The sequence below is a fragment of the Martinezella sp. CNPSo 3959 genome, assembly GCF_057784355.1.
The window spans coordinates 14,984-36,225 of the sequence record NZ_JBXSOV010000006.1; the positions used below are offsets into that span (position 1 = coordinate 14,984).

Here is a 21,242-nt window from a genome sequence, read left to right on the forward strand (position 1 = left end):
CCGCGCTCCTCCCGATTTTTTGATCCGAGAAGCCCATGTCGATTTCAGATGCGATCTACCGCCCCTTCGAAGGCCTGATCCGGCCGCTCGACATTCCCTACCGGCCGCTGCCGTCAAACGGGCCATGGGCCGTCCTTCTTCACTTCGTCCTGATGTTTCGCGGCATCCTGATCACACTCGCCCTTTGCACCATGGCGATTGAAGTCATGAGCCTGACCATCGTTTGGGGCCTGTCCGTCATCGTCGACGGCGTCACGCAACAGGGCGCTGCCGCCTTCCTGCACAACGACCGGATGCTGTTGATCTTCCTTGGCCTGATGCTTTTCCCCTGCATCCCAATCGGCTCTTTCCTCGTCAATACGCTGAACTCGCATACGCTTGGCATCGGCATGCCGGCCGCCATTCAATGGCAGGGCCACAGGGCGGTGGAGCGGCAGGACCTCGCCTTCTTCCACGATCTCTATGCCGGCCAGGTCGCCTCGCGCCTGCAACAGGTAGCGTCAGCCGTGCAGCAGCAGGTCATTTCGGCCTTCCAGTCCATCCCGCGCTTTATCATGCAGATGATCGGCTCCGTCATCCTTCTGGGCGCGCTCTCCTGGCAGCTTGCCCTTCCGTCCATCATTTGGATCACGCTCAACGTGCTTCTCGCCATCAGGCTGGCGCCCGTCTTCACTGAACGCTCTCGCCGTTCGGCCAAGCGTCGCAGCCTGATTTCCGGCGCCATCACCGACCTCTACGCCAATATGCAAATGGTCAAGCAATTCGCCGCGGAAGACAGCGAGGCCGGCGCGATTAGAGGCATAATCGGCAAGGCGATCGAAGCTCAGCAGAGTGAACAGCGCATTTACCGCACCTCTGAGGTCATCGTCGTCGTCCTCAACATGATGCACTGGCTGGCAATCCTCTCGATCGGCTTTACCGGGCTCGTGGATGGCTTCGTCACGATCGGCGAATTCACGGCCGCCGTTTATGTTCTCAACCGCTTCTCCGGTCACACGTTTACATTCCTGCAGATGGGCCAGCAGATCTTCCAGGCGATCGGCACGATCAAGGACGCGATGCCGGTCATGACGACACCGCCCACCATCACCGATGGGCCGGACGCAAAGGACCTTGTCGTCCCCACCGGCGAAATCCGCTTCGAGAACGTCCGTTTCGCCTACAAATCTGGCAAGCCCGTCATCGGCGATCTTTCGCTGACCGTGCGACCGGGTGAAAAGGTCGGTCTTGTCGGCCTCTCAGGGGCAGGCAAGACGACGCTCGCCAACCTGCTCCTGCGCTTCTACGATATCGAGGACGGCGCGATCCGGATCGACGGGCAGGATATCCGCGCCATCACACAGGCAAGTCTTCGCCGCGCGATCGGGGTCATCGCGCAGGATGTGGCGCTGCTGCATCGCTCGGTCGGCGACAATATCCGCTATGGCCGACCGGGGGCGACGCAGGAAGAGGTTGAAAGGGTTGCGAAAATAGCGAGCGCCGATGGCTTCATCGCCGACCTTGCCGACAGCGAGGGCCGCAAAGGCTATAACGCCTTCGTCGGCGATCGAGGCATCAAATTGTCAGGTGGCCAGCGCCAGCGGGTGGCCATCGCCCGCGTCCTCCTGAAAGATGCGCCGATCCTGGTGCTCGACGAGGCGACCTCGGCGCTGGACAGCGAATCCGAGGCCGCGATCCAGGAAAGGCTGAACCTCGTGATGGAGGGAAAGACGGTGATCGCTATCGCCCACCGCCTTTCGACAATTACCAGGATGGACCGCATCGTCGTGATGGATCATGGCCGCATCGTCGAGGAGGGCAGGCCGGAAGAACTGATCGGGCAGAACGGGTTGTTTGCCCGCCTCTGGAAACGCCAGACCGGTGGATTTATTCCCGACGACATCAACGAACTCCTGCCGACATCGTCTACGACCTGATGTCAGAAGTCTGGAGGCAACTGTTGCCTCAAGCATGTCGCGCAAAAATATGAAGCGATTTTGCGATAACGACGTGCGCAAAATCAAGAGCCCAAAGGGCGGCGAGCGAATCTGAAAGATCGCCACGCGCTTTAGTAGCCTTCTATCTTCTTGACGCGGTTGCCGGGCGCCCGGTAGGTGCTGATTTTTCGGTGGGTGGAGCCTGCTGCGCGCGCTGGCTGAGCCAGACGCTGCAGAGCACGACGACAATGCCGAACATCTGCATCGGGCTCAGCTGCTGGCCGAGCACTGCCCACCCCAGGATCACGGCCATGGTTGGGCTGAGGAAGCCGAGCGGCGAAACCATCGAGGGCTCGAGCCGCGACAGGCCCCGAAACCAGAGAATGTAAGTCAGCGCCGCGCCGATCAGCCCGAGATAGGCGAAGCCGAGAATGTTGGCGCCGGTCAGATGCGGTAGCAGCGGCTCGAGCAGCAGCGCCACCGGCAGCAAAAGCACGCCGCCCGCCGTCAGCTGCCATGCCGTAAAGGTTAGCGGCGAAACATCCGGCCGCCAACGGCGGCTGAGCACGGTTCCGGCCGCCATGGAGAAGGCGCCGCCGATGCCTGCAATAATGCCGATCGGATCGAGCGTCGCATTCGGCGTCAGGATCAGCAGCGCGACACCACCGATACCGGCAATCGCGGCAACAATCGAAAGGCTGCGAATCGGCGATCCCAGCAGCAAGCGCGCCAGCACGATGACGATCAGCGGCTGCACGGCACCGACCGTCGCGGCCACGCCACCGGGGAGCCGATAGGCCGAAATGAACAGCAGCCACCAGAAGATGGAGAAATTCAGCGCCCCAAGTACCAGCGACTTCAGCCACCAGACCCCATGCGGCAGCCGCCGCACGATGAGGAGCAGCAGCAGACCGGCGGGCAGTGCGCGGAGCATAGCGACAGTCAATGGGTAACCGGCCGGCAAAAACTGCGTTGTCACTAAATACGTGCTGCCCCATATCGCCGGCGCGATGGCGGTGAGCAACAGGTCGAAATTCCGATTCATGGCCTTGGCCTCAAATTTATCTTGACTTCAAGATAATATGAAATACCTTGACGTCAAGATAAATTCATGGCGAGATCTCGTTATGGATCGCATCGACAAAATTCTCTCCCAGTGGCGCCGTGAACGGCCGGACCTCGACACCACGGCGATGGGCCTCTTCGGGCGCCTGCGCAATCTCGCGCTCCATCTCTCGCGCGAGATGGAGAAAACCTTCGGCCGCTTCGGCCTAAATTCCGCGAACTTCGATATGCTGGCGACCCTGCGCCGCTCGGGCGAGCCCTATACGCTCTCCCCCAGCGACCTGATGGAAACGATGATGGTCTCGTCGGGCACGATGACCAATCGTATCGACCAGCTGGAAAGGGCCGGCCTTGTCGCTCGCAGCCAGAACCCGAATGATGGCCGCAGCTTCCTGATATCCCTGACGCCGAAAGGCTTCGAGCTTATCGATGCGGCGGTGACGGCACATGTCGAAACGCAGAAACGCCTGATTTCCACCCTTTCTGAAGGCGAACGAAAGGCTTTTGACCGGCTGCTGCGCAATTATTTAGCCGACTTTGAATCCAGCTGATTACTTCGAGCGCGATTCGGCGCAGACATCGCGAATGCAACCCCTCAGCCAGCGGTGCGCCTGATCCGCATCCATGCGCGGATGCCAAAGCAGCGAGATCGTCACATCCGATATAGGCACCGGCAGCACGAAACTGTGCATGCCGACACGCAGATTGCCCGTATAGCGCTCCGGTACGCTGACGATCAGGTCGGAGGCGCGCGCCAAGGCCAGCGCAGCCGAAAAGCTGCCGACAATCGTTGCGATCTGCCGCTTCAGGCCCAACTCTTCCAACGCCTCGTCGATCTGCCCTTTCTGAAGGCCGCGCCGTGATACCAGAAGATGTTGCCCGGCAGCGTAACGTTCCGGGGTCACCTCTCCTTCACTCAACGGATGTCCGCTTCGGACCACGCCAATGAAGCGATCGCGGAACAGCGCCTGCGTTCGCAATTCCGGACCGGTATCGTCGCCGACAACACCGGTTTCGAAGTCGATCGCCCCATCGCGCAAAGGCGCGCTGTCCTTGTCCAGCTTCTGCATGAAGTAGAGCCGAACGCCAGGCGCCTGCTCGGCAATGCGCGCGATCAGTTCAGCGCCGAAATTCTCCACGAAACCTTCGCGGGTGCGCAACGTGAAAATTCGAGCAAGCTGCTTCAGATCCAAGCTTTCGGCGGGCCGCAGGGCCGCTTCCGCCTCCTGCACAAGCTGACGGACACGGTCGCGCAGCTCCAGCGCCCGCGGCGTCGGCACCAGTCCTCGCCCCGCCCGAACCAGCAGCGGATCCCCTGTCGTCTCACGCAGACGCGCAAGCTGTCGGCTCATGGCGGATGGGCTGAGCCGCAATCGCCGGGCAGCGCGCGCGACACTGCCTTCGGCAAGCAGAACATTGAGAGTGATAAGCAGATTGAGATCGGGCGTGGACATGCCGCGAGCATAGCACTGTTTGTGTAATATATAGCGTCAAACGCACGAATGAAGTGCAAATGCTGCGCGTTCCGCCATATCGCGTCGAGAGCTACCTTTCTGCCGGAAGTTTTATTACGTCGCTAGAAATGGAGCTCATGTTGCAGCCAATCATCGAAGATCCGGGCAAAGCCGGCCACATTAAATCAGCATCCTCGACCCGCTGGGCGCTCGCCAGCCTCTCGCTCTCCATGCTGATGCCCTCGCTCGGCACCAGCATTGCCAATATCGCTCTGCCGACGCTTGCCCAGGCATTCGGTGCCTCCTTCCAGCAGGCGCAATGGATCGTGCTCGCCTATCTCCTCGCCATCACCACGCTGATCGTCAGCGTCGGAAAGTTAGGCGACATTTTCGGCCGACGGCGCCTACTGCTGATCGGCATAAGCCTCTTCACGCTCGCCTCGCTCTTCTGCGGCGTCGCACCGACGCTCTGGCTATTGCTCGCCGCCAGAGGTCTGCAGGGCCTCGGTGCCGCCATGATGATGGCGCTGACCGTGGCGATGGTCGGCGAAACCGTGCCGAAAGAGCGGACAGGCAGCGCCATGGGCCTGCTCGGCACCATGTCCGCGATCGGCACCACGCTCGGCCCATCGCTCGGTGGCATCGTCATCGCCAGCTTCGGCTGGGAGACCATTTTCCTGATCAACGTGCCGCTCGGGATCGCAAATTTTCTGCTCGCCGCCCGCTTCCTGCCGAGGGATCGTCGGGACCGGAAGGCGAGCAAGGGCCAACTGGATACGATCGGTACCCTGCTGTTGTCACTGACACTCGCTGCCTATGCGCTGGCCATGACCCTTGGGCGCGGCAGCCTCGGTGCGCTGAATATCGGCCTGCTGTTAGCGGCAGCTTTCGGCATCGTTCTCTTTGCGGTCACTGAAACGAAAGTGGAGGCGCCGTTGTTGCGCCCTTTGATGTTCCGTGATGCATCGCTAAGCGCAGGTCTTGCCATGAGCACCCTCGTTTCCACCGTCATTATGGCGACGCTGGTGGTCGGCCCCTTCTATCTCTCCCGCAGCCTTGGCTTCGATGCAGCCCATGTCGGCGCCATCATGTCCTGCGGCCCGCTGGTGTCGGCCCTGACGGGCGTACCGGCCGGCCGCATCGCCGACCGCTTCGGCGCCCAACGTGTGACCATGACGGGTCTTGTCGGCATGATTGCCGGCCTCTTCCTGATAGTGATGTTGCAAGGCAGGTTCGGAGCCGCCGGCTACATCGGTCCGCTGGTTATCGTGACCGCAAACTATGCGCTCTTTCAGGCGTCCAATAACACTACCATCATGAAGGACATAAAGGCGGAGCAACGTGGCGTGGTTTCCGGTATGTTGAGCCTGTCGCGAAATCTCGGCCTGATCACAGGCACAGCCGTCATGGGTGCGATCTTCACGCTGGGGTCGGGAACGAGCGATATTATCACGGCACGCCCGGAAGCCATTGCAACAGGCATGCAGATCACCTTTGCAGTCGGCGCCCTGCTCATCGTCGCGACGCTGGCCATCGCTATCACCGGCATGGCGCGTTCAAGGCGTGATGCCCTTGCGCAAGAGGTCTCGTGAGAACGAGCCCAGAGGATAGCGGGGGATAATCCCGCCATCCGGTCACACCGGTCCGTGGCCGCCGAATTCCGCCGAAACGAAGTCGAGAAAGCTACGGAGCTTCGGCGTGATGCGGCGATCCGGCGCGTAGAGAACATGCAGCGGGCGCGTCGGCACGCTATATCCGGGCAAAAGCGGTACCAGCGCTCCCGTTTCCAGGCTCGATTGGATGAGTTCGGACGACTGCAGGATAATGCCGAGCCCTGCCAGCGCGGCTTTCAGCAACGCCTCACCATTGTCGATCATCAGCCGGCCGGAGATCGGAACGCTCACATTCCCCTCCGGTCCTTCAAAATCCCAATGAGTCCTGAGCATTGTATGCGAGAAGATCAGGCACTCATGATTTCGAAGATCATCTGGCGTGGAGGGGGTGCCGCGGGCGCGCAGATAGCTCGGCGCAGCACAGATCACCAGACGATAGGGACCGAGACGACGGGCTATCAACCCGCTGTCAGCAAGCTCACCGACGCGAAAGACTGCGTCATGGCCCTCATCGATCAGATCCACCATGCGGTTCGTTAGCGACAGATCGATCGAAACCTCCGGATGCATACCCAGATATTTGGGAAGCGTTGGCGCGAGCGCATGGATACCGAAGGTGACCGGGGCGTTGACCCTCAGCTTCCCGCGCGGCACGGCCCGGGTTTCCGCCGCCAGCGCCTCCGCAGCCTCGACTTCTGCCAGTATATTGCGCGAGCGCTCGTAAAACTGGCTGCCGACTTCCGTCAGGTGCTGACGACGCGTGGTGCGGTTCAGAAGCCGAACACCAAGATGCTGTTCGAGAAATTGCACATGTTTGCCGACGAGCTGTGGCGACATGTTCAATGCCTCTGCCGCGGCACTGAAGGAGCCGAGCTCGACTGCCTTGACGAAAACGTTCATGCCGGAGAAGCGATCCATTAGAAACAATCCGTTTCAAGTATCGAGTTATCTAGACCATTTATCCGGATATGGCGATAATTTTATATGTTTGTCAGTTACAACAAGGAGCTGATAAATATGAAAATCGCTGTCATTGGTGTCGGAAATATGGGTGCGGGACTGGCGCGTCTGCTGACCGGAGCAGGGTCTGACGTCATCATCGGCCATCGCGATCCCGCAAAGGCAGCAGCCTTTGCCGCCGAACTGGGCGCTGGCATCGAAGCGGGCGGGGTTGCCGCCGCCATCAAGCTCGCAGATATCGTCATACTGGCGCTGCCCTATGGCGCTATCGCGGAAACGTTGAAGGAAGCCGGAAATCTCAGGGGAAAGGTGCTGGTCGATGTCAGCAACCCCGCAACCGCGGACTTCCGTGATCTCGTCATCGGACACTCGAGCTCGGCGGCCGAAGAAATCCAGGCGCTTGCACCCGAGGCGACGGTGGTAAAGGCTTTCAATACGATTTTCGCACCGTTGCTGCCCGCAGAAGGACGTAACGGCAAGGTGCTACAGGTCTTCATTGCCGGAGACGACGAGAAGGCAAAACATGCCGTATCCGACCTCGTCAAATCCATCGGCTTCGAGCCGGTCAACGCCGGTCCGCTTAGCAATGCCCGTTTCATCGAGCCTATCGGCGAGATGAACATCCACTTCGGCTTCTTTCTCGGCAAAGGACCGACTGTGGCACCGGCCTGGGTTCAGGTCTGACGGCACTCAGGACGCCAGGATGACAAAAGAGGCTCGGAGTCTTCACTCCGGGCCTCTTTGCATAAACTGATGGCAACCTGCGATCAAAAGCTCGCCGTCAGCGGATCCGGACCGATGCGACCTCCGGCGGAATCGAGCTTGGCTATGTCAGCCAGGTCGTCACTGTCGAGCTTGAAATCGAAAACGTTGAGGTTTTCCTCGATGCGGCTCGGCGTCACCGATTTCGGGATGACGATCAGGCCGTTGTCGATGTGCCAGCGGATGATGATCTGTGCCGGGGTGCGGCCATGCTTGGCGGCGACCTTGCCGATGACGGCGTTGGTCAGAAGCTTGCCCTGGCCGAGCGGGCTCCAGGATTCGGTCTTGATGCCGAGTTTGTCGTGAACGGCACGCAGTTCCTTCTGCTGGAAGGTGGGATGCAGCTCGATCTGGTTCAGCACAGGCGTCACGCCGGTCTCGCCGATAATACGTTCGAGATGCGCGGCGGCAAAATTGGAGACGCCGATCGAATGGGCGCGGCCTTCTTCCTTGAGACGGACGAAAGCCTTCCAGGTGTCGAGATAGCGGTTGCGATGCGGCGACGGCCAGTGGATGAGGTAGAGGTCGATATAGTCGGTGCCGAGCCGTTTCAGGCTTTCGTCGAAGGCCTTCAGCGTGGAATCGAAACCCTGTGCCTCATTCCAGAGCTTGGTTGTGAGATAGATGTCCTTGCGGGCAACGCCGGACTGGCGCACGCCTTCGCCAACGCCATCTTCGTTGGCATAGATGGCTGCGGTATCGATATGGCGATAGCCGGCTTTCAAAGCCGTGCTGACGGCCATCGGCGCGACGTTTTCCGGCGTCTGCCAGACACCGAGGCCGACCTGCGGAATGGATTTGCCGTCATTGAACGTGATTGTCGGTTGCGTGGTCACGATAAGTCTCCAAAGGATGAGAAGCGGGTGGAGTGAAGGCGTGATTTAAATTCTAAAAGAAAAGGGGTCGGTCTGGTCCGCAAAGGCGCACCGGTCGAAATCCCATATAGTGGAGAATAGCGGGATGTTAACCCCGGGCGACCTTTCAGACAACCCGGACGGTCGTACCTCTTCGCAGTAACGGCAGGATGCGCCTCATGTCGCGCAGGCTCACCGCAACACACCCGGCCGTCGGCTCATATCCCGGCCTGATCAGGTGGAAGAAGATCGCCGAGCCGCGATTGCGCCGGCGCGAGCGCACGTTCCAATCCAGCACCAGGCAGATATCGTAAAGGCCATCCTCCCGCTGCAATTCCTCGTGGCTCGGCTTGAAGGGCGCCTTCACCGGCCTGTTGTAATTGGCATCGTCGGGTTGATCGCACCAGAGCATGTCCTCCCGGATATGCCGCATCGGCAGGGCCGTCCGCAGGAAGCGGACCCGATCGCCGCGCGTGAAGCCATAGAGTAGCTTCATGCCCGCAATCGGCGTCGCGCCGTCGCCCTCCCGCTTCAAGATGCTGCGCCCGGACCGGCCGATTGCCGCCGGTACCGTGATGCCCCCCACTTGCACCAATGCCCGCGTTTTCTTACGCGGCGCAGGCCGCACGACGATCGTCGATGCGGTCCGCCCCGCCTCCGCCCTTATCTTTTGCATTTCCCTCACATGTTTTTGCTTTGCGTGTGATTTCGTTTGAAATCATAGCAGTTTCAACCAAACGACCAAGCCTGAGCCGCCTCGCGACTTGCCAAAAGTGCAATTTGGCGTAGGACTTAGGAGGAATGAGAACAAGGACCCGAACGGCATGACGGCACGCACCATTCTCCTGGTGGATGATGACAACGACCTGCGTGAGATGTTGGTCGAGCAATTATCGCTTTACGAGGAATTCAACGTCCTGCAGGAAGTGACTGCCGGAAAGGGCGTGCAGACGGCGCGCACCGTGCCCGTCGATCTCCTGATCATGGATGTCGGCCTGCCCGATATGGACGGCCGCGAAGCCGTAAAGCTGCTGCGAAAGAATGGCTTCAAGCCGCCGATCATCATGCTGACGGGCCACGACACGGATTCCGACACCATTCTTGGCCTCGAAGCCGGCGCCAACGATTATGTGACGAAGCCTTTCCGCTTCGCCGTGCTGCTTGCCCGCATCCGCGCGCAATTGCGCCAGCACGAGCAGAGCGAGGATGCGACCTTTACTGTCGGACGCTACCTCTTCAAGCCGAGCCAGAAACTGCTGACCACCGAAGACGGACAGAAGATCCGCCTCACGGAAAAGGAAGCCGCCATCATCCGTTATCTCTATCGCGCCGACCAGAAGGTTGTGACCCGCGATATCCTTCTCGAAGAGGTTTGGGGTTACAATTCCGGCGTGACCACCCATACGCTCGAAACGCACGTCTACCGCCTTCGCCAGAAGATCGAACGAGATCCCTCCAACGCCGAAATCCTGGTCACGGAAAACGGCGGCTACAAGATCATTCCGTAGGCGATCGATGGCGCTGAACGACGATATTCGACTGCTGTCGCAACTGCCGCTGTTTCATGGCATGGGCGACGAGCCACTGCGACTGATCGCCTTCGGTGCCGATCGCCGCCACGTGAACGAAGGCCAGACGCTGTTCCGGGAAAAATCGCCCGCCGAATGCGCCTATGTCATCACGCGCGGCAGTTTCGAGCTCAGCACCATCGATGCTAACGGCCAGATACAGGTGGAAGCGATAGTCCAGGCAGGCACCATGCTTTCGGAGCTGGCGATGGTGACCTTGGTGGAACGGAAATATACGGCTGTCGCCGCCGAAGAGTCCGACGTGATCCGCATCACGCGCGCCCTCTTTCACCGCTTGATCGAGGAATATCCAGACGCCGGCCTGCTGATCCAGAACCGCATCCGCGAAAACTTCGCCGCCCTGGCCCGGCAGGCAGCAGCAATGCTGGGGCGCTTTTCCTGAAGCAATTCTAGGAAAAGTGCGAAGCGGTTTTCCGTCCGGAATTGCATAAATACAAAGGGATAGAGCGTTTTCGCGATTCAAAGAAAAGCGCAAACGCTCTAATATCCTCAATCCCTTTTAGAGATTGAAATGCGCCACCACCGGCACGTGGTCGGACGGGCGATCCCAGCCGCGCGCCGCTTTCAGGATCTCGATCCTCTGCAGATGCGGGCCGAGATCGGAGGATGACCAGATATGGTCGAGACGGCGGCCACGGTCGGCGGCCTCCCAATCCTTGGCGCGATAGCTCCACCACGTATAGAGCTTTTCGTTTTCCGGCACCTGCTGGCGCATCAGGTCAAGCCAGGCGCCGCGTTTCATCACCTCAAGAAGCCCTTCGGTCTCCACAGGCGTATGGCTGACGATCTTCAGGAGCTGCTTGTGCGACCAGACGTCGTGCTCGAGCGGAGCGATATTGAGATCGCCGACGAGGATGGCGGAGGTGTTCTGCTCGGCATTGGCATGCAGCTTCTTCATCTCCTCGATGAAATCGAGCTTGTGGCCGAATTTCGGATTGATGGTGCGATCCGGCTCGTCGCCGCCGGCCGGCACATAGAAGTTATGCAGGCGAATGCGGCGGCCACCGCGCTCGAAGATGGCCGAGATATGCCTGCTGTCGCCGACATTGCAATAATCCTGGCGGTGGTCCTCGGTCAGCGGGAAACGCGAAGCAATGGCGACGCCATGATAACCCTTCTGGCCATGAATGATGATGTGCTCATAGCCAAGCGCGCGGAGCGGCGCATGCGGAAAAAGCTCGTTCGGAACCTTGGTTTCCTGCAGGCAGAGAATATCCGGCCGGGTCTGCATGACGAATTGCTCGACAATGGGCATGCGCAGCCGCACTGAATTGATATTCCAGGTCGCAATCGAAAATCCCATGCCCGAACCTTTTCCCTAAAGCAATTCGAGGAAAAGTGCGCAGCGGTTTTCCGTCCGGAATTGCGTCAAAACAGACAGCCGAAGCGACTCGGCGATTCGATGAATCGCTGGTCCCTCCGGTCAGCCTAAGGCTTTAGACCGGCTGTGGCGGAAAGAAAAGCGCCATTCGCCGCTTACTATGGCTCGGGATGGAGACGACGCTCAGCGCGTATAATCGATGCGGAAAACGCTGTCGTCGAAGGCGACATTGGTCTTCACGTTGTTGATGATCACATCGGTCGTCTTGCCCTGCGGATCGATGACGGTCCATTGGCGCAGATCATAGGACTTCGAATCGAAGATCATCGTGATGGTGGAATCGCCGAAGACAGTTCGGTTGCCGAGCGTGATCTTGGTGAGGTCCGGCTGCGAATCGACGTTGCGCACCATGTCGGCGGAAAGATCGATCTTGTTGGCCAGCAGCAGGCTCAGCGGCGTCTTCGACAGCTGATACATGTTCCTCGTCTGCGTCTGGTCGTTGATGACCTGCACGTTGTTCCCGTCGCAGATCACGCGCATGCGCGACGGCGGATCGTAGTTGAAGCGCATCTTGCCGGGCCGCTGGATGAAGAAGGCGCCGCTCATCTGATCGCCGCGCGGGCCGATCTGCAGGAAACCACCCTTCATCGACTTGATGGACGAGAAGTGGTCGGCAATGGCCTGGGCGATGCCGGGATTGAGGGTAGCTGCGGCTGCCTGTGTCTGCGCCTGGGCCTGGGCGAAAGCCGAAACCGGCAGAGCGCCTGCCGCACCGACCGCAACCACGGCGCCGAGGAAATGCCGGCGGGTCAGGGAAAGTCGGCTGGACGGCTGCGCATCAAACTTTGTCATCAAATTCTCCTTCATGCTTCGTCCATGGCGCCCAAAATCGGCGTCTTCATGGCGCAACGGCCCAGGGCCGGTAAGGGCTGCGATCAAATTTCTCTGAACATAGGCTGGGCACGCAAAACCGGAAGACGGATCGCCTCAGCGATCCAGAATGTCGGCTTCGGTCGGAACGAGAATTTCGCGCTTGCCGGCATGGTTGGCTGGGCCGATCAGTCCCTCCTGCTCCATGCGCTCGATCAGCGACGCGGCACGATTGTAGCCGATGCCGAGACGGCGCTGGATATAGGAGGTCGAGGCCTTGCCGTCACGCAGCACGATCGCAACTGCCTGATCATAGGGATCCTCCGAATCGGAGAGATTGGACGTGCCTGCCGGGCCATGGCCGTCATCGTCCTCGTCGTCATCGGCAGTGATGGCATCGAGATATTGCGGCGCGCCCTGTGTCTTCAGATAAGCGACGATATCCTCCACCTCGCCATCGGAGACGAAGGGTCCGTGGACGCGCTGGATGCGCCCGCCGCCGGCCATATAGAGCATGTCGCCCATGCCGAGGAGTTGTTCGGCACCCTGCTCGCCGAGGATGGTGCGGCTATCGATCTTCGACGTTACCTGGAAGGAGATGCGGGTCGGGAAGTTCGCCTTGATCGTGCCGGTGATGACATCGACCGAGGGGCGTTGCGTTGCCATGATGACGTGGATGCCGGCGGCGCGCGCCATCTGCGCCAAGCGCTGCACCGCGCCTTCGATATCCTTGCCAGCGACCATCATCAGGTCGGCCATTTCGTCGATGATGACGACGATATAGGGCATGGGCTTCAGGTCGAATTCTTCGGTCTCGTAGATCGCCTCGCCGGTCTGCCGATCGAAGCCGGTCTGCACGGTCCGGCTGATCGCCTCACCCTTGGCGACGGCCTGTTCGACGCGGCTGTTGAAGCCGTCGATGTTGCGCACGCCGATCTTCGACATCTTCTTGTAGCGCTCTTCCATCTCGCGGACGGTCCATTTGAGCGCAACCACGGCCTTCTTCGGATCAGTGACGACAGGCGACAGGAGGTGCGGAATGCCGTCATAGACGGAGAGTTCGAGCATCTTCGGATCGATCATGATCAGACGGCATTGCTCGGGCGTCATGCGGTAGAGCAGCGACAGGATCATGGTATTGATGGCGACGGATTTACCCGAGCCGGTGGTACCGGCGACGAGCAGATGCGGCATCTTGGCGAGATCGGCAATCACGGGCTCGCCGCCGATCGTCTTGCCGAGCGACATGGCAAGCTTTGCCTTGGAGGTCTCGAAATCGCGGCTGGCGATGAGCTCGCGCAGATAGACCGTCTCGCGCGTCGAGTTCGGCAGCTCGATGCCGATCGCATTGCGGCCGGGAACGACGGCGACGCGGGCAGCGATCGCGCTCATCGAACGGGCGATATCATCGGCAAGGCCGATAACGCGGGACGACTTGATGCCTGGCGCCGGCTCCAGCTCATAGAGCGTGACGACCGGACCGGGGCGGACATGGATGATTTCGCCCTTGACGCCGAAATCCTCCAGCACGCCTTCGAGCATGCGCGCATTCTGCTCCAGCGCGTCAGCCGAGAGCGTTGCATCGCGGGCGACGGCCTTCGGCTCGGCAAGCAAATGGACAGCGGGAAGCTGGAAGCCATAGGGACGGATGAAGGAAGTCTGCGCCTCGCGCTCAGCCCGCGCGCCAGGCTTCGGGCGTGGCGCGGCTGGGGTGACGCGATGGCCGGCGGCGGCTCCCTTCGATGCAGCCGGGGCCAACGGCCAATCTTCATCCTCATCGTCAGGCAGGATATCAGCAGGACGCCGCGGATCGCGATCATAAAGGGAATCGTCGTCCTCATCCTCGTCATCGCCGAGGCTGATCGAGGGCGCGGACACCACACGCCGGGCGGCGGGGCCATCCATGGACGGATCGAGACGGTCACCACGCACCATCGGCGCCTTGGCGCGCACGGGCTCGTTCAGCGTGCCGAATTCGTCATCATTGAAATCGTAAGGCGCGTCGAAGGCATGGTCGCGGCGCTTGCGTGGGCCCATACCGAACAGCCGGCGCAGGCGGGCGTGCGTATTGTACCAGGCATGCATGACGGCACCGAAGGCCATGAAATTGCCAAGGAAGCTGCCGCGGTCGTCATCCTCGTCCACGTCGCCCACCCGACGGGCGCGGCTGCGGGTTTCCTCGTAATCGTCCTCATCCTCCTCGTCTTCCACAAGGTTTTCGCCGATGATACCGGAGGCAAAGAGCATGAGCCAAATGGCCGGGACGGCGAGAACCGAACCGATGATGATGGCGACGACACCGCTCGGATAGGTGCCGATGAAAAGGGCTGGGAGGCGTAGCAGAAGATCACCGACGACACCGCCGATGCCGTTGGGGATCGGCCAGGTGGGCGGCGCCGGGAAGCAGGCGATGGAGCCGGCCGCGACGACGCAGCCGCCGAACCAGGCGCCGAGGCGCGATGGCACCCGATGAAGCTTGCGGTTGGTGATCAGCGCAAAGGCCCAGGCGACGACGGGCAGCATGGCCAGAAGCGAGGTAAGGCCGAGCGACTGCATCATGATGTCGGCAAAAGCGGCGCCGGGAAAGCCGAGCAGGTTGGTCGGCGCATTGGCAGTTGCGTAGGAATAGCTGGGGTCCATGACGTTCCAGGTCGCCAGCGCCGCAACGGCGAGCGCCAGCAGGAACAATATTGCAAAGCCCGAAAGCCCCTTGATCTGACGCCAAACCACGCTCGAAAGCGATAAACGGTCGGGGCGACCGCTCAACGCCGCCGAATTGCTTCTGCCCATGATATCAAGCCCCGTTCCAGTCCAAAGCGCAAGCGAATCGGTCTATGCCCACTCGCCGGCAGGTTAGCCATACCTAATCAGAGGAGGGTTAATGGCATGTTAACCATGCACGCCGAGCCGGGGGATTGTCGGCTTTTCCGGCTGGATGTGATTGCACCAAAGAAAAGGGCCCGAACCGAGGTCCGGGCCAAGAGCGACCTATTTGCGATGAAACAGGACGCGACGGGATGTTCAGCGAGACCGGAAACTTTGCTCCGGTCTCGCAAGCTCCGATCAGGAATTGTGGTAGGCGGCTTCGCCGTGCGAGGCGAGGTCGAGACCTTCGCGCTCGGCTTCCGGAGCGACGCGCAGACCGATGATGACATCGACGACCTTGTAAAGGATCGCCGAACCGATGCCGCACCACAGGATGGTCGTGACGACGGCGGTCAACTGGACGATGACCTGGCTGCTCATGGTGACGCCTTCGGCATAGCCGACGCCGCCGAGCGAGGCGCTGGCGAAGATACCGGTTGCGATGGCGCCGAAGATGCCGCCGATGCAGTGCACGCCGAAGACGTCAGCCGTGTCGTCATAGCCGAACTTGTTCTTCACGACCGAGACGAAGAAGTAGCAGAGCGGCGAGACGATAAGGCCCATCACGATCGCGCCCATCGGACCGGCGATGCCGGCTGCAGGCGTGATGGCGACGAGGCCGGCAACCATGCCCGAAGCGCCGCCGAGCATGGAGGCCTTGCCGCGGGTGAAGGTTTCGACCAGCGACCAGGAGATGATAGCAGCCGCGGTTGCGATGAAGGTGTTGACGGTTGCGAGCATTGCGCCGCCGGATGCTTCAAGGTTCGAGCCGGCATTGAAGCCGAACCAGCCGACCCAGAGCATGGATGCGCCGACCATGGTCAGCGTCATGGAATGCGGAGCCATCATGTCCTTGCCGAAGCCGACACGCTTGCCGACGAGAATGGCGCCGACGATGCCTGCGATACCGGCATTGATGTGAACGACGGTGCCGCCTGCGAAGTCGAGCGCGCCCATCTTGAAGAGCATGCCGTTGGAATCCCAGACCATGTGAGCGATCGGGAAGTAGACGAAGGTCGCCCACAGCGCGCAGAAGAGCACGGCCGCGCCGAACTTGATGCGCTCGGCGAAGGCACCGATGATCAGAGCCGGCGTGATGGCGGCAAAGGTCATCTGGAACAGCATGAAGATGAACTCAGGAATGACGACGCCCTTGGAGAAGGTTGCAGCCGTCGTCGAGGTCGAAACGCCCGACAGGAACATCTTGGCCGTGCCGCCCCAATAGGGGCTGGCGCCGCCGCCGAAGGCGAAGGAGTAGCCGTAGAGAACCCAGATGATCATCACGACCGCGCCGATCATCGTGCACTGCATCAGGACCGAGAGCATGTTTTTGGCGCGGACAAGACCGCCATAGAACAGCGCAAGGCCTGGAACGAGCATGAAGAGCACGAGAATGGTGGAGATGAACATGAAGGCGGTGTCGCCCTTGTCCGGAACCGGAGTGGCGGCGGTCGCAGCGGCTGCAGCCGGGGCGGTCTCCTGCGCAAAGGCGATCGCCGGCGCAAGCAAGGCCGCAGAAAGCGCGCCCACCCGTGTCAGGGCGGAGGAAAGCTTGGAAAATGACATGCAAATAACTCCCTGGTCCGCCGTGTCTTACAGCGCTTCTGAATCGGTTTCGCCCGTACGGATACGCACGGCATGGTCAATGGAATAGACAAAGATCTTGCCGTCGCCGATTTGGCCGGTCTTGGCGGCCGACGCGATGGCCTCGACGGCCTTGTCGACGGTTTCGGATGCGACTGCGACTTCGATCTTCAGCTTCGGCAGGAAGCTCACGGCATATTCGGTGCCGCGATAGATCTCGGTATGCCCCTTCTGGCGCCCGTAGCCCTTTACTTCGGTCACAGTCAGGCCCTGGATGCCGACAGCCGTGAGGGCCTCACGGACCTCATCGAGCTTGAACGGCTTGATAATGGCCATCACAATTTTCATCTGGTTTCCCATCCTTTGTTAGCCTCGGCGCGGAGCCGACTCTCCTTGCCGCCGACGAGTGTTTCTGCAGCGACTGGCCATACACATTCAAAGGGCGTGCCAGATTCGTGACACATTTATAACGTATTGAAATAAAACAGATTTATTGCGTAGATCCAATAAAGCGGCATTTCTCGCCAAAAGAGCAGCACAAATAAAGTGCAATTTTATAAAATTGCACTTTATTTAATCATTTGCCTTTTTACGAATCAGGCCTTCCTGCGCTACCGACGCAATCAGGATACCGGATCGCGTAAATAGGCTGCCACGCGTAAATCCGCGCGCGCCGGAGGCGCTGGGGCTCTCCTGGCTGTAGAGCAGCCAGTCGTCCAGCTTGAACGGTCGATGGAACCACATGGCGTGGTCGAGGCTCGCCACCTGGACGGTTGGGTCCAGAACCGATGTGCCGTGCGCATTCAGGGAAACATCGAGCAGCGTCATGTCAGAGAGATAGGCGAGCACCGCATTCTGGTAGAGCCGGTCGTCCGGCACCGGTCCCGTCACCCGAACCCAGATATTCTGCCGCTGGCTCGGCTGCGCGCGCGAGAAATAGCTTTCGATCGACACCGGCCTGATTTCGATCGCCCGCTTGCGCTCCCAGTAGCGGCGGACATTCTCCGGCGCATGGGCGAGATAGCGCTGCTTGACCTGCTCTTCGTCCATCAGATCCTCCGGCATCGGCACGTCAGACATATCGCCTTGATGATCGAAGCCGGGCTCGTCGACCTGGAAGGATGCGGTCAGCGCAAAAATCGCCTTGCCATGCTGGATGGCCAGCACACGCCGCGTATTGAAGCTGGAACCATCGCGCAGGCGGTCGACCTGATAAAGGATCGGCACCGAAGGATCGCCCGGCAGCATGAAATAGGCATGCAGCGAATGCGCGAAGCGATCGCCATTCACCGTTCTCTGCGCCGCCATCAGCGCCTGGCCGATGACTTGCCCGCCGAAGACGCGCTGCCAGCCGACCTGCGGGCTGTTGCCGCGAAACAGGTTCATCTCGATCGTTTCGAGATCGAGCGTCGCCAGTACGGTTTCCATCGGGGTGAGCGTCTCGGTCTCTCGCGACATTTTGCTTGAACTCCCATGGTAGGAACCGTCAACAGGATGCTCTATATAGAGCAGGACGTGACAGTAAGACACAGGGAAGCGCTATGTTGGACATGCTGGTAGTGGGTGGCGGATATGTGGGTCTTGCCGCAGCAGTCGCAGTCAAGCAGGCCGCACCTCACCTCGACGTCATGATCGTGGAAGCCGCTCCCGAAACCGCCTGGAAGAAGGACATGCGGGCATCGGCGATCATCGCCGCCGCTTCGAAGATGCTCGATGTTCTCGGCGTCTGGAACGAGATCGCGCCTGAGGCCGAGCCGATCACCCGCATGATCGTCACCGATTCGCGCACCGGCGATCCCGTCCGCCCGGTCTTCCTCACCTTCGACGGCGAAGTGGCCGAGGGTCAGCCCTTCGCCCACATGGTCTCGAATATGACCATGGTCGGGGCGCTTCGCGGTGCCTGCGAACGCTTGGGCATCCCGATCAAGCATGGCCTCAGCGCCACGGATTTCGTCACCGACGACAACAAGACCACGCTCACCCTCTCGGATGGCAGCACCCTGGAAACGCGGCTTCTGGTCGCCTGCGACGGCGTGCGCTCCAAGCTGCGTGACATGGCCGGTATCAAGACCGTCAATTGGGATTACGGCCAGTCCGGCATCGTCGTGACAGTCGAGCATGAGCGCCCGCATGGCGGCTGCGCCGAGGAGCATTTCCTGCCCTCCGGCCCCTTCGCCATCCTGCCATTGAAAAACAACCGCTCCTCGCTCGTCTGGACGGAACGCACCCCCGATGCCGAACGGCTGGTCGCCTCGGACGATCTCGTCTTCGAGGAGGAACTGGAACGCCGCTTCGGCCATAAGCTCGGCGCACTCACCACTGTCGGAGAACGCCGCGCCTTCCCGCTCGGCCTGACGCTTGCCCGCGCTTTCGTCGCGCCTCGCTTTGCGCTGGCCGGCGATGCCGCCCACGGCATCCACCCGATCTCCGGCCAGGGCCTCAATCTCGGCTTCAAGGATGTGGCGGCCCTTGCCGAAACCATCGTCGAGGCCGACCGCCTCGGCCTCGACATCGGCTCGATCAACACCCTCGAACGCTACCAGACCTGGCGCCGCTTCGACACCTTCCGCATGGGGGTGACGACCGACGTGCTGAACCGGCTGTTTTCCAACGACAACACACCGCTGCGCATCGCCCGCGACTTCGGGCTAGGGATCGTCGACCGCCTGCCAAACCTCAAATCCTTCTTCATCGGCCAGGCAGCCGGCACCACGGCGAAGGACAATCCGCGGCTGCTTGCGGGCGAGGCGATTTAAAAAGTCGGGAAATTGGAAGGGGGCAATTCGCCGCCGGTGCCTGCCAAGGGGCCGATAGCTGAACGTCGGCTGCACGACGCGCTAGAGGGAAAAGCGGACATCGCAGTTCTTCCTGCCGATGTCTGAGTTCGGCCTAAACCTGACGTTTCACGACAGGTCAACGGGTCCGTGGAGCACCTAGGCGCTAACATGATCGCACGCGGTGTTCAGTGTCTTTTTTCGATGTTGAACGGTTTCAAATTTAAGTCGGCTGTTATCGAGCGCGTTTACTGTACCCGACCTGCTCAGATCGGGTACAGCGTTTCGACGTAAGCTTAGACCTGCCGCAAGCCGCCGTCGACGCACAGTTCGGCACCGGCGATGTAGCTCGCGTCTTCGCTCAACAAGAACAAGGCGGCCGCAGCCACTTCTGAAGGACGCGCCATTCGCCCCATCGGGATCGGAGCGACAAGCGCTGCACGCATATCTTCCGGAACCACAGCCATCATTTCCGTATCCGTTGGACCGGGCGCAACAACGTTGACGCGTATCCCATTGGGCGCGAGTTCTGCCGTCCAGGTTCGGGCATAAGAACGGACGGCTGCTTTGGTGGCCGCATAGGTTCCGTACGAAGAGTAGCCCGCGTTATCCGCGATGGATCCGACGAGGACGACCGACCCACCTTCTGTCATAGCAGGGAGCGCCGCCTGCATGCCGAAAACCATCCCGCGGACGTTGACGCCGAAGTGGCGGTCGAAGTGGTCCGGCGTTATGTCTGCGATCTGCGCAGGCTCGGAGAGGCCTGCATTCAATACGAGTGCATCAATATGGCCATATGCTTTCCGCACTTTTTCGACAGTCTCCACCATATCTTCGCGCACACTGGCATCGGCGGCAATACCGACCGCGTCGTGGCCGATACCCGTCGCCGCCTTCTCGGCATCTTCACGTCTACGACTGGTAATGAAGACCTTCGCCCCTTCGGCAGAAAGCCGCTCTGCAATTGCCAAGCCTATGCCCTTGGCGCCCCCGACGACCAGGGCAACCTTGTTACTCATTCGAGCCATCGCAAATCCTTTCAATTGATGGTCTCGTCATGATATACGTCATATATCTGATATCAATTACGCACCTGAAGTAGCCTAGATATGGACGAGTATACTGACCTGGAAGCACTTTCTCATCGCGCCTGTGCCGACATGGCTCGGGTTCGCCCGGTGCTCGACAAGATCGCTGACAAATGGACGATCCTGATACTGACAGTGATCTGTCCCAGACCCTCGCGCTTCAACGAGATCAAGCGGCGTCTCGATGGGATCACGCACAAGGCTCTGGCCGACGCTTTGAAGAGGCTTGAGCGGAACGGCCTTGTGACGAGAACCGTACTCCCAACTCAGCCGATTGGCGTGGAATATGCAATCACCCCACTAGGCCATTCACTGCGGGAGCCGTTTGAAGCACTATGTGCATGGGCAGCGGCCAACGGCGACAAGGTCGAGGCGGCCACGCGACGCTATGACAACACGGGAAATCGTCGCTGACAATGTCGCTATGACCGCTTCTGGCGCGCAGGGAAGATGACGGGCGCCCTAGGACTATGTCAGCTTCCAGGCTAGTCGATGACGACCTCCACGACCGACATGAAGACGCAAAG

General features: G+C 60.4%; 20 protein-coding genes. 8 read left to right on the forward strand and 12 right to left on the reverse strand.

All coding sequences use genetic code 11. From position 1 onward, the window contains the following. The first annotated feature begins 35 nt into the window (after positions 1-35). Positions 36-1,916, forward strand: coding sequence for an ABC transporter ATP-binding protein (locus AC13RE_RS15180; protein ID WP_488563539.1), 1,881 nt, complete (start codon positions 36-38; stop codon positions 1,914-1,916). A gap of 142 nt (positions 1,917-2,058) precedes the next feature. Here the strand turns inward: AC13RE_RS15180 and AC13RE_RS15185 are convergent, their stop codons facing one another. After that, a complete protein-coding gene (locus AC13RE_RS15185; RefSeq protein ID WP_488563540.1) occupies positions 2,059-2,961 on the reverse strand; it encodes an EamA family transporter in 903 nt (300 codons plus the stop codon). Between the two features lie 82 nt (positions 2,962-3,043). On the opposite strand from AC13RE_RS15185, the gene AC13RE_RS15190 reads away from it, so the two are divergent. Then, positions 3,044-3,532, forward strand: coding sequence for a MarR family winged helix-turn-helix transcriptional regulator (locus AC13RE_RS15190; protein WP_488563541.1), 489 nt, complete (start codon positions 3,044-3,046; stop codon positions 3,530-3,532). Here the strand turns inward: AC13RE_RS15190 and AC13RE_RS15195 are convergent, their stop codons facing one another. Then, positions 3,533-4,435: a LysR family transcriptional regulator gene (locus AC13RE_RS15195; protein WP_488563542.1), complete on the reverse strand. Its 903-nt coding sequence runs from the start codon at positions 4,433-4,435 to the stop codon at positions 3,533-3,535. Positions 4,436-4,572: 137 nt separating this feature from the next. On the opposite strand from AC13RE_RS15195, the gene AC13RE_RS15200 reads away from it, so the two are divergent. Next, a complete protein-coding gene (locus AC13RE_RS15200) occupies positions 4,573-6,027 on the forward strand; it encodes an MFS transporter (RefSeq protein ID WP_488563543.1) in 1,455 nt (484 codons plus the stop codon). A gap of 42 nt (positions 6,028-6,069) precedes the next feature. On the opposite strand, the gene AC13RE_RS15205 is transcribed toward AC13RE_RS15200, so the two are convergent. After that, on the reverse strand, positions 6,070-6,966 hold the full coding sequence (locus AC13RE_RS15205; protein ID WP_132720016.1) for a LysR family transcriptional regulator: 897 nt from the start codon (positions 6,964-6,966) through the stop codon (positions 6,070-6,072). 66 nt (positions 6,967-7,032) lie between these two features. On the opposite strand from AC13RE_RS15205, the gene AC13RE_RS15210 reads away from it, so the two are divergent. Continuing rightward, positions 7,033-7,692, forward strand: a complete 660-nt coding sequence (locus tag AC13RE_RS15210; RefSeq protein WP_488563544.1) for an NADPH-dependent F420 reductase — start codon at positions 7,033-7,035, stop codon at positions 7,690-7,692. Between the two features lie 83 nt (positions 7,693-7,775). On the opposite strand, the gene AC13RE_RS15215 is transcribed toward AC13RE_RS15210, so the two are convergent. Together AC13RE_RS15215 and AC13RE_RS15220 are read right to left on the reverse strand one after the other, a co-directional pair. Beyond that, positions 7,776-8,606 carry an aldo/keto reductase gene (locus tag AC13RE_RS15215; protein ID WP_488563545.1) on the reverse strand — a complete coding sequence of 277 codons (831 nt, stop codon included), beginning with the start codon at positions 8,604-8,606 and terminating at the stop codon, positions 7,776-7,778. A 145-nt stretch (positions 8,607-8,751) separates the two neighbouring features. Continuing rightward, positions 8,752-9,300 (reverse strand): L,D-transpeptidase family protein, encoded by a 549-nt coding sequence (locus AC13RE_RS15220; protein ID WP_488563546.1) that lies wholly within the window; start codon positions 9,298-9,300, stop codon positions 8,752-8,754. A gap of 148 nt (positions 9,301-9,448) precedes the next feature. Between AC13RE_RS15220 and AC13RE_RS15225 the strand changes: the two genes are divergently transcribed. Together AC13RE_RS15225 and AC13RE_RS15230 are read left to right on the forward strand one after the other, a co-directional pair. Beyond that, positions 9,449-10,132 carry a response regulator transcription factor gene (locus AC13RE_RS15225; protein ID WP_004125729.1) on the forward strand — a complete coding sequence of 228 codons (684 nt, stop codon included), beginning with the start codon at positions 9,449-9,451 and terminating at the stop codon, positions 10,130-10,132. 7 nt (positions 10,133-10,139) lie between these two features. Next, positions 10,140-10,595: a cyclic nucleotide-binding domain-containing protein gene (locus tag AC13RE_RS15230; RefSeq protein WP_015341494.1), complete on the forward strand. Its 456-nt coding sequence runs from the start codon at positions 10,140-10,142 to the stop codon at positions 10,593-10,595. A 117-nt stretch (positions 10,596-10,712) separates the two neighbouring features. Here AC13RE_RS15230 and xth read toward each other — a convergent pair whose 3' ends face one another. The 6 genes from xth to tesB form a co-directional block, all read right to left on the reverse strand. After that, positions 10,713-11,516 (reverse strand): exodeoxyribonuclease III, encoded by an 804-nt coding sequence (xth, locus tag AC13RE_RS15235; protein WP_488563547.1) that lies wholly within the window; start codon positions 11,514-11,516, stop codon positions 10,713-10,715. Between the two features lie 201 nt (positions 11,517-11,717). Further along, positions 11,718-12,386: an outer-membrane lipoprotein carrier protein LolA gene (locus AC13RE_RS15240; RefSeq protein WP_015341496.1), complete on the reverse strand. Its 669-nt coding sequence runs from the start codon at positions 12,384-12,386 to the stop codon at positions 11,718-11,720. 135 nt (positions 12,387-12,521) lie between these two features. After that, positions 12,522-15,194 (reverse strand): FtsK/SpoIIIE family DNA translocase, encoded by a 2,673-nt coding sequence (locus AC13RE_RS15245; protein WP_488563548.1) that lies wholly within the window; start codon positions 15,192-15,194, stop codon positions 12,522-12,524. 273 nt (positions 15,195-15,467) lie between these two features. Then, a complete protein-coding gene (locus AC13RE_RS15250; RefSeq protein WP_488563549.1) occupies positions 15,468-16,835 on the reverse strand; it encodes an ammonium transporter in 1,368 nt (455 codons plus the stop codon). 27 nt (positions 16,836-16,862) lie between these two features. Continuing rightward, the gene (locus AC13RE_RS15255; protein WP_015341499.1) at positions 16,863-17,213 is read right to left on the reverse strand and encodes a P-II family nitrogen regulator; all 351 of its coding nucleotides are present in this window, start codon (positions 17,211-17,213) and stop codon (positions 16,863-16,865) included. A 213-nt stretch (positions 17,214-17,426) separates the two neighbouring features. Next, a complete protein-coding gene (gene tesB, locus AC13RE_RS15260; RefSeq protein WP_488563550.1) occupies positions 17,427-18,311 on the reverse strand; it encodes an acyl-CoA thioesterase II in 885 nt (294 codons plus the stop codon). A gap of 83 nt (positions 18,312-18,394) precedes the next feature. Here tesB and AC13RE_RS15265 point away from each other — a divergent pair, with 83 nt between their 5' ends. Next, complete coding sequence (locus AC13RE_RS15265; protein ID WP_488563551.1) at positions 18,395-19,609, forward strand: ubiquinone biosynthesis hydroxylase; 1,215 nt, start codon at positions 18,395-18,397, stop codon at positions 19,607-19,609. 314 nt (positions 19,610-19,923) lie between these two features. Here AC13RE_RS15265 and AC13RE_RS15270 read toward each other — a convergent pair whose 3' ends face one another. Further along, complete coding sequence (locus tag AC13RE_RS15270; protein WP_488563696.1) at positions 19,924-20,655, reverse strand: SDR family NAD(P)-dependent oxidoreductase; 732 nt, start codon at positions 20,653-20,655, stop codon at positions 19,924-19,926. 81 nt (positions 20,656-20,736) lie between these two features. Here AC13RE_RS15270 and AC13RE_RS15275 point away from each other — a divergent pair, with 81 nt between their 5' ends. Then, positions 20,737-21,129: a winged helix-turn-helix transcriptional regulator gene (locus AC13RE_RS15275; protein ID WP_488563552.1), complete on the forward strand. Its 393-nt coding sequence runs from the start codon at positions 20,737-20,739 to the stop codon at positions 21,127-21,129. The last annotated feature ends 113 nt before the right edge of the window (positions 21,130-21,242 follow it).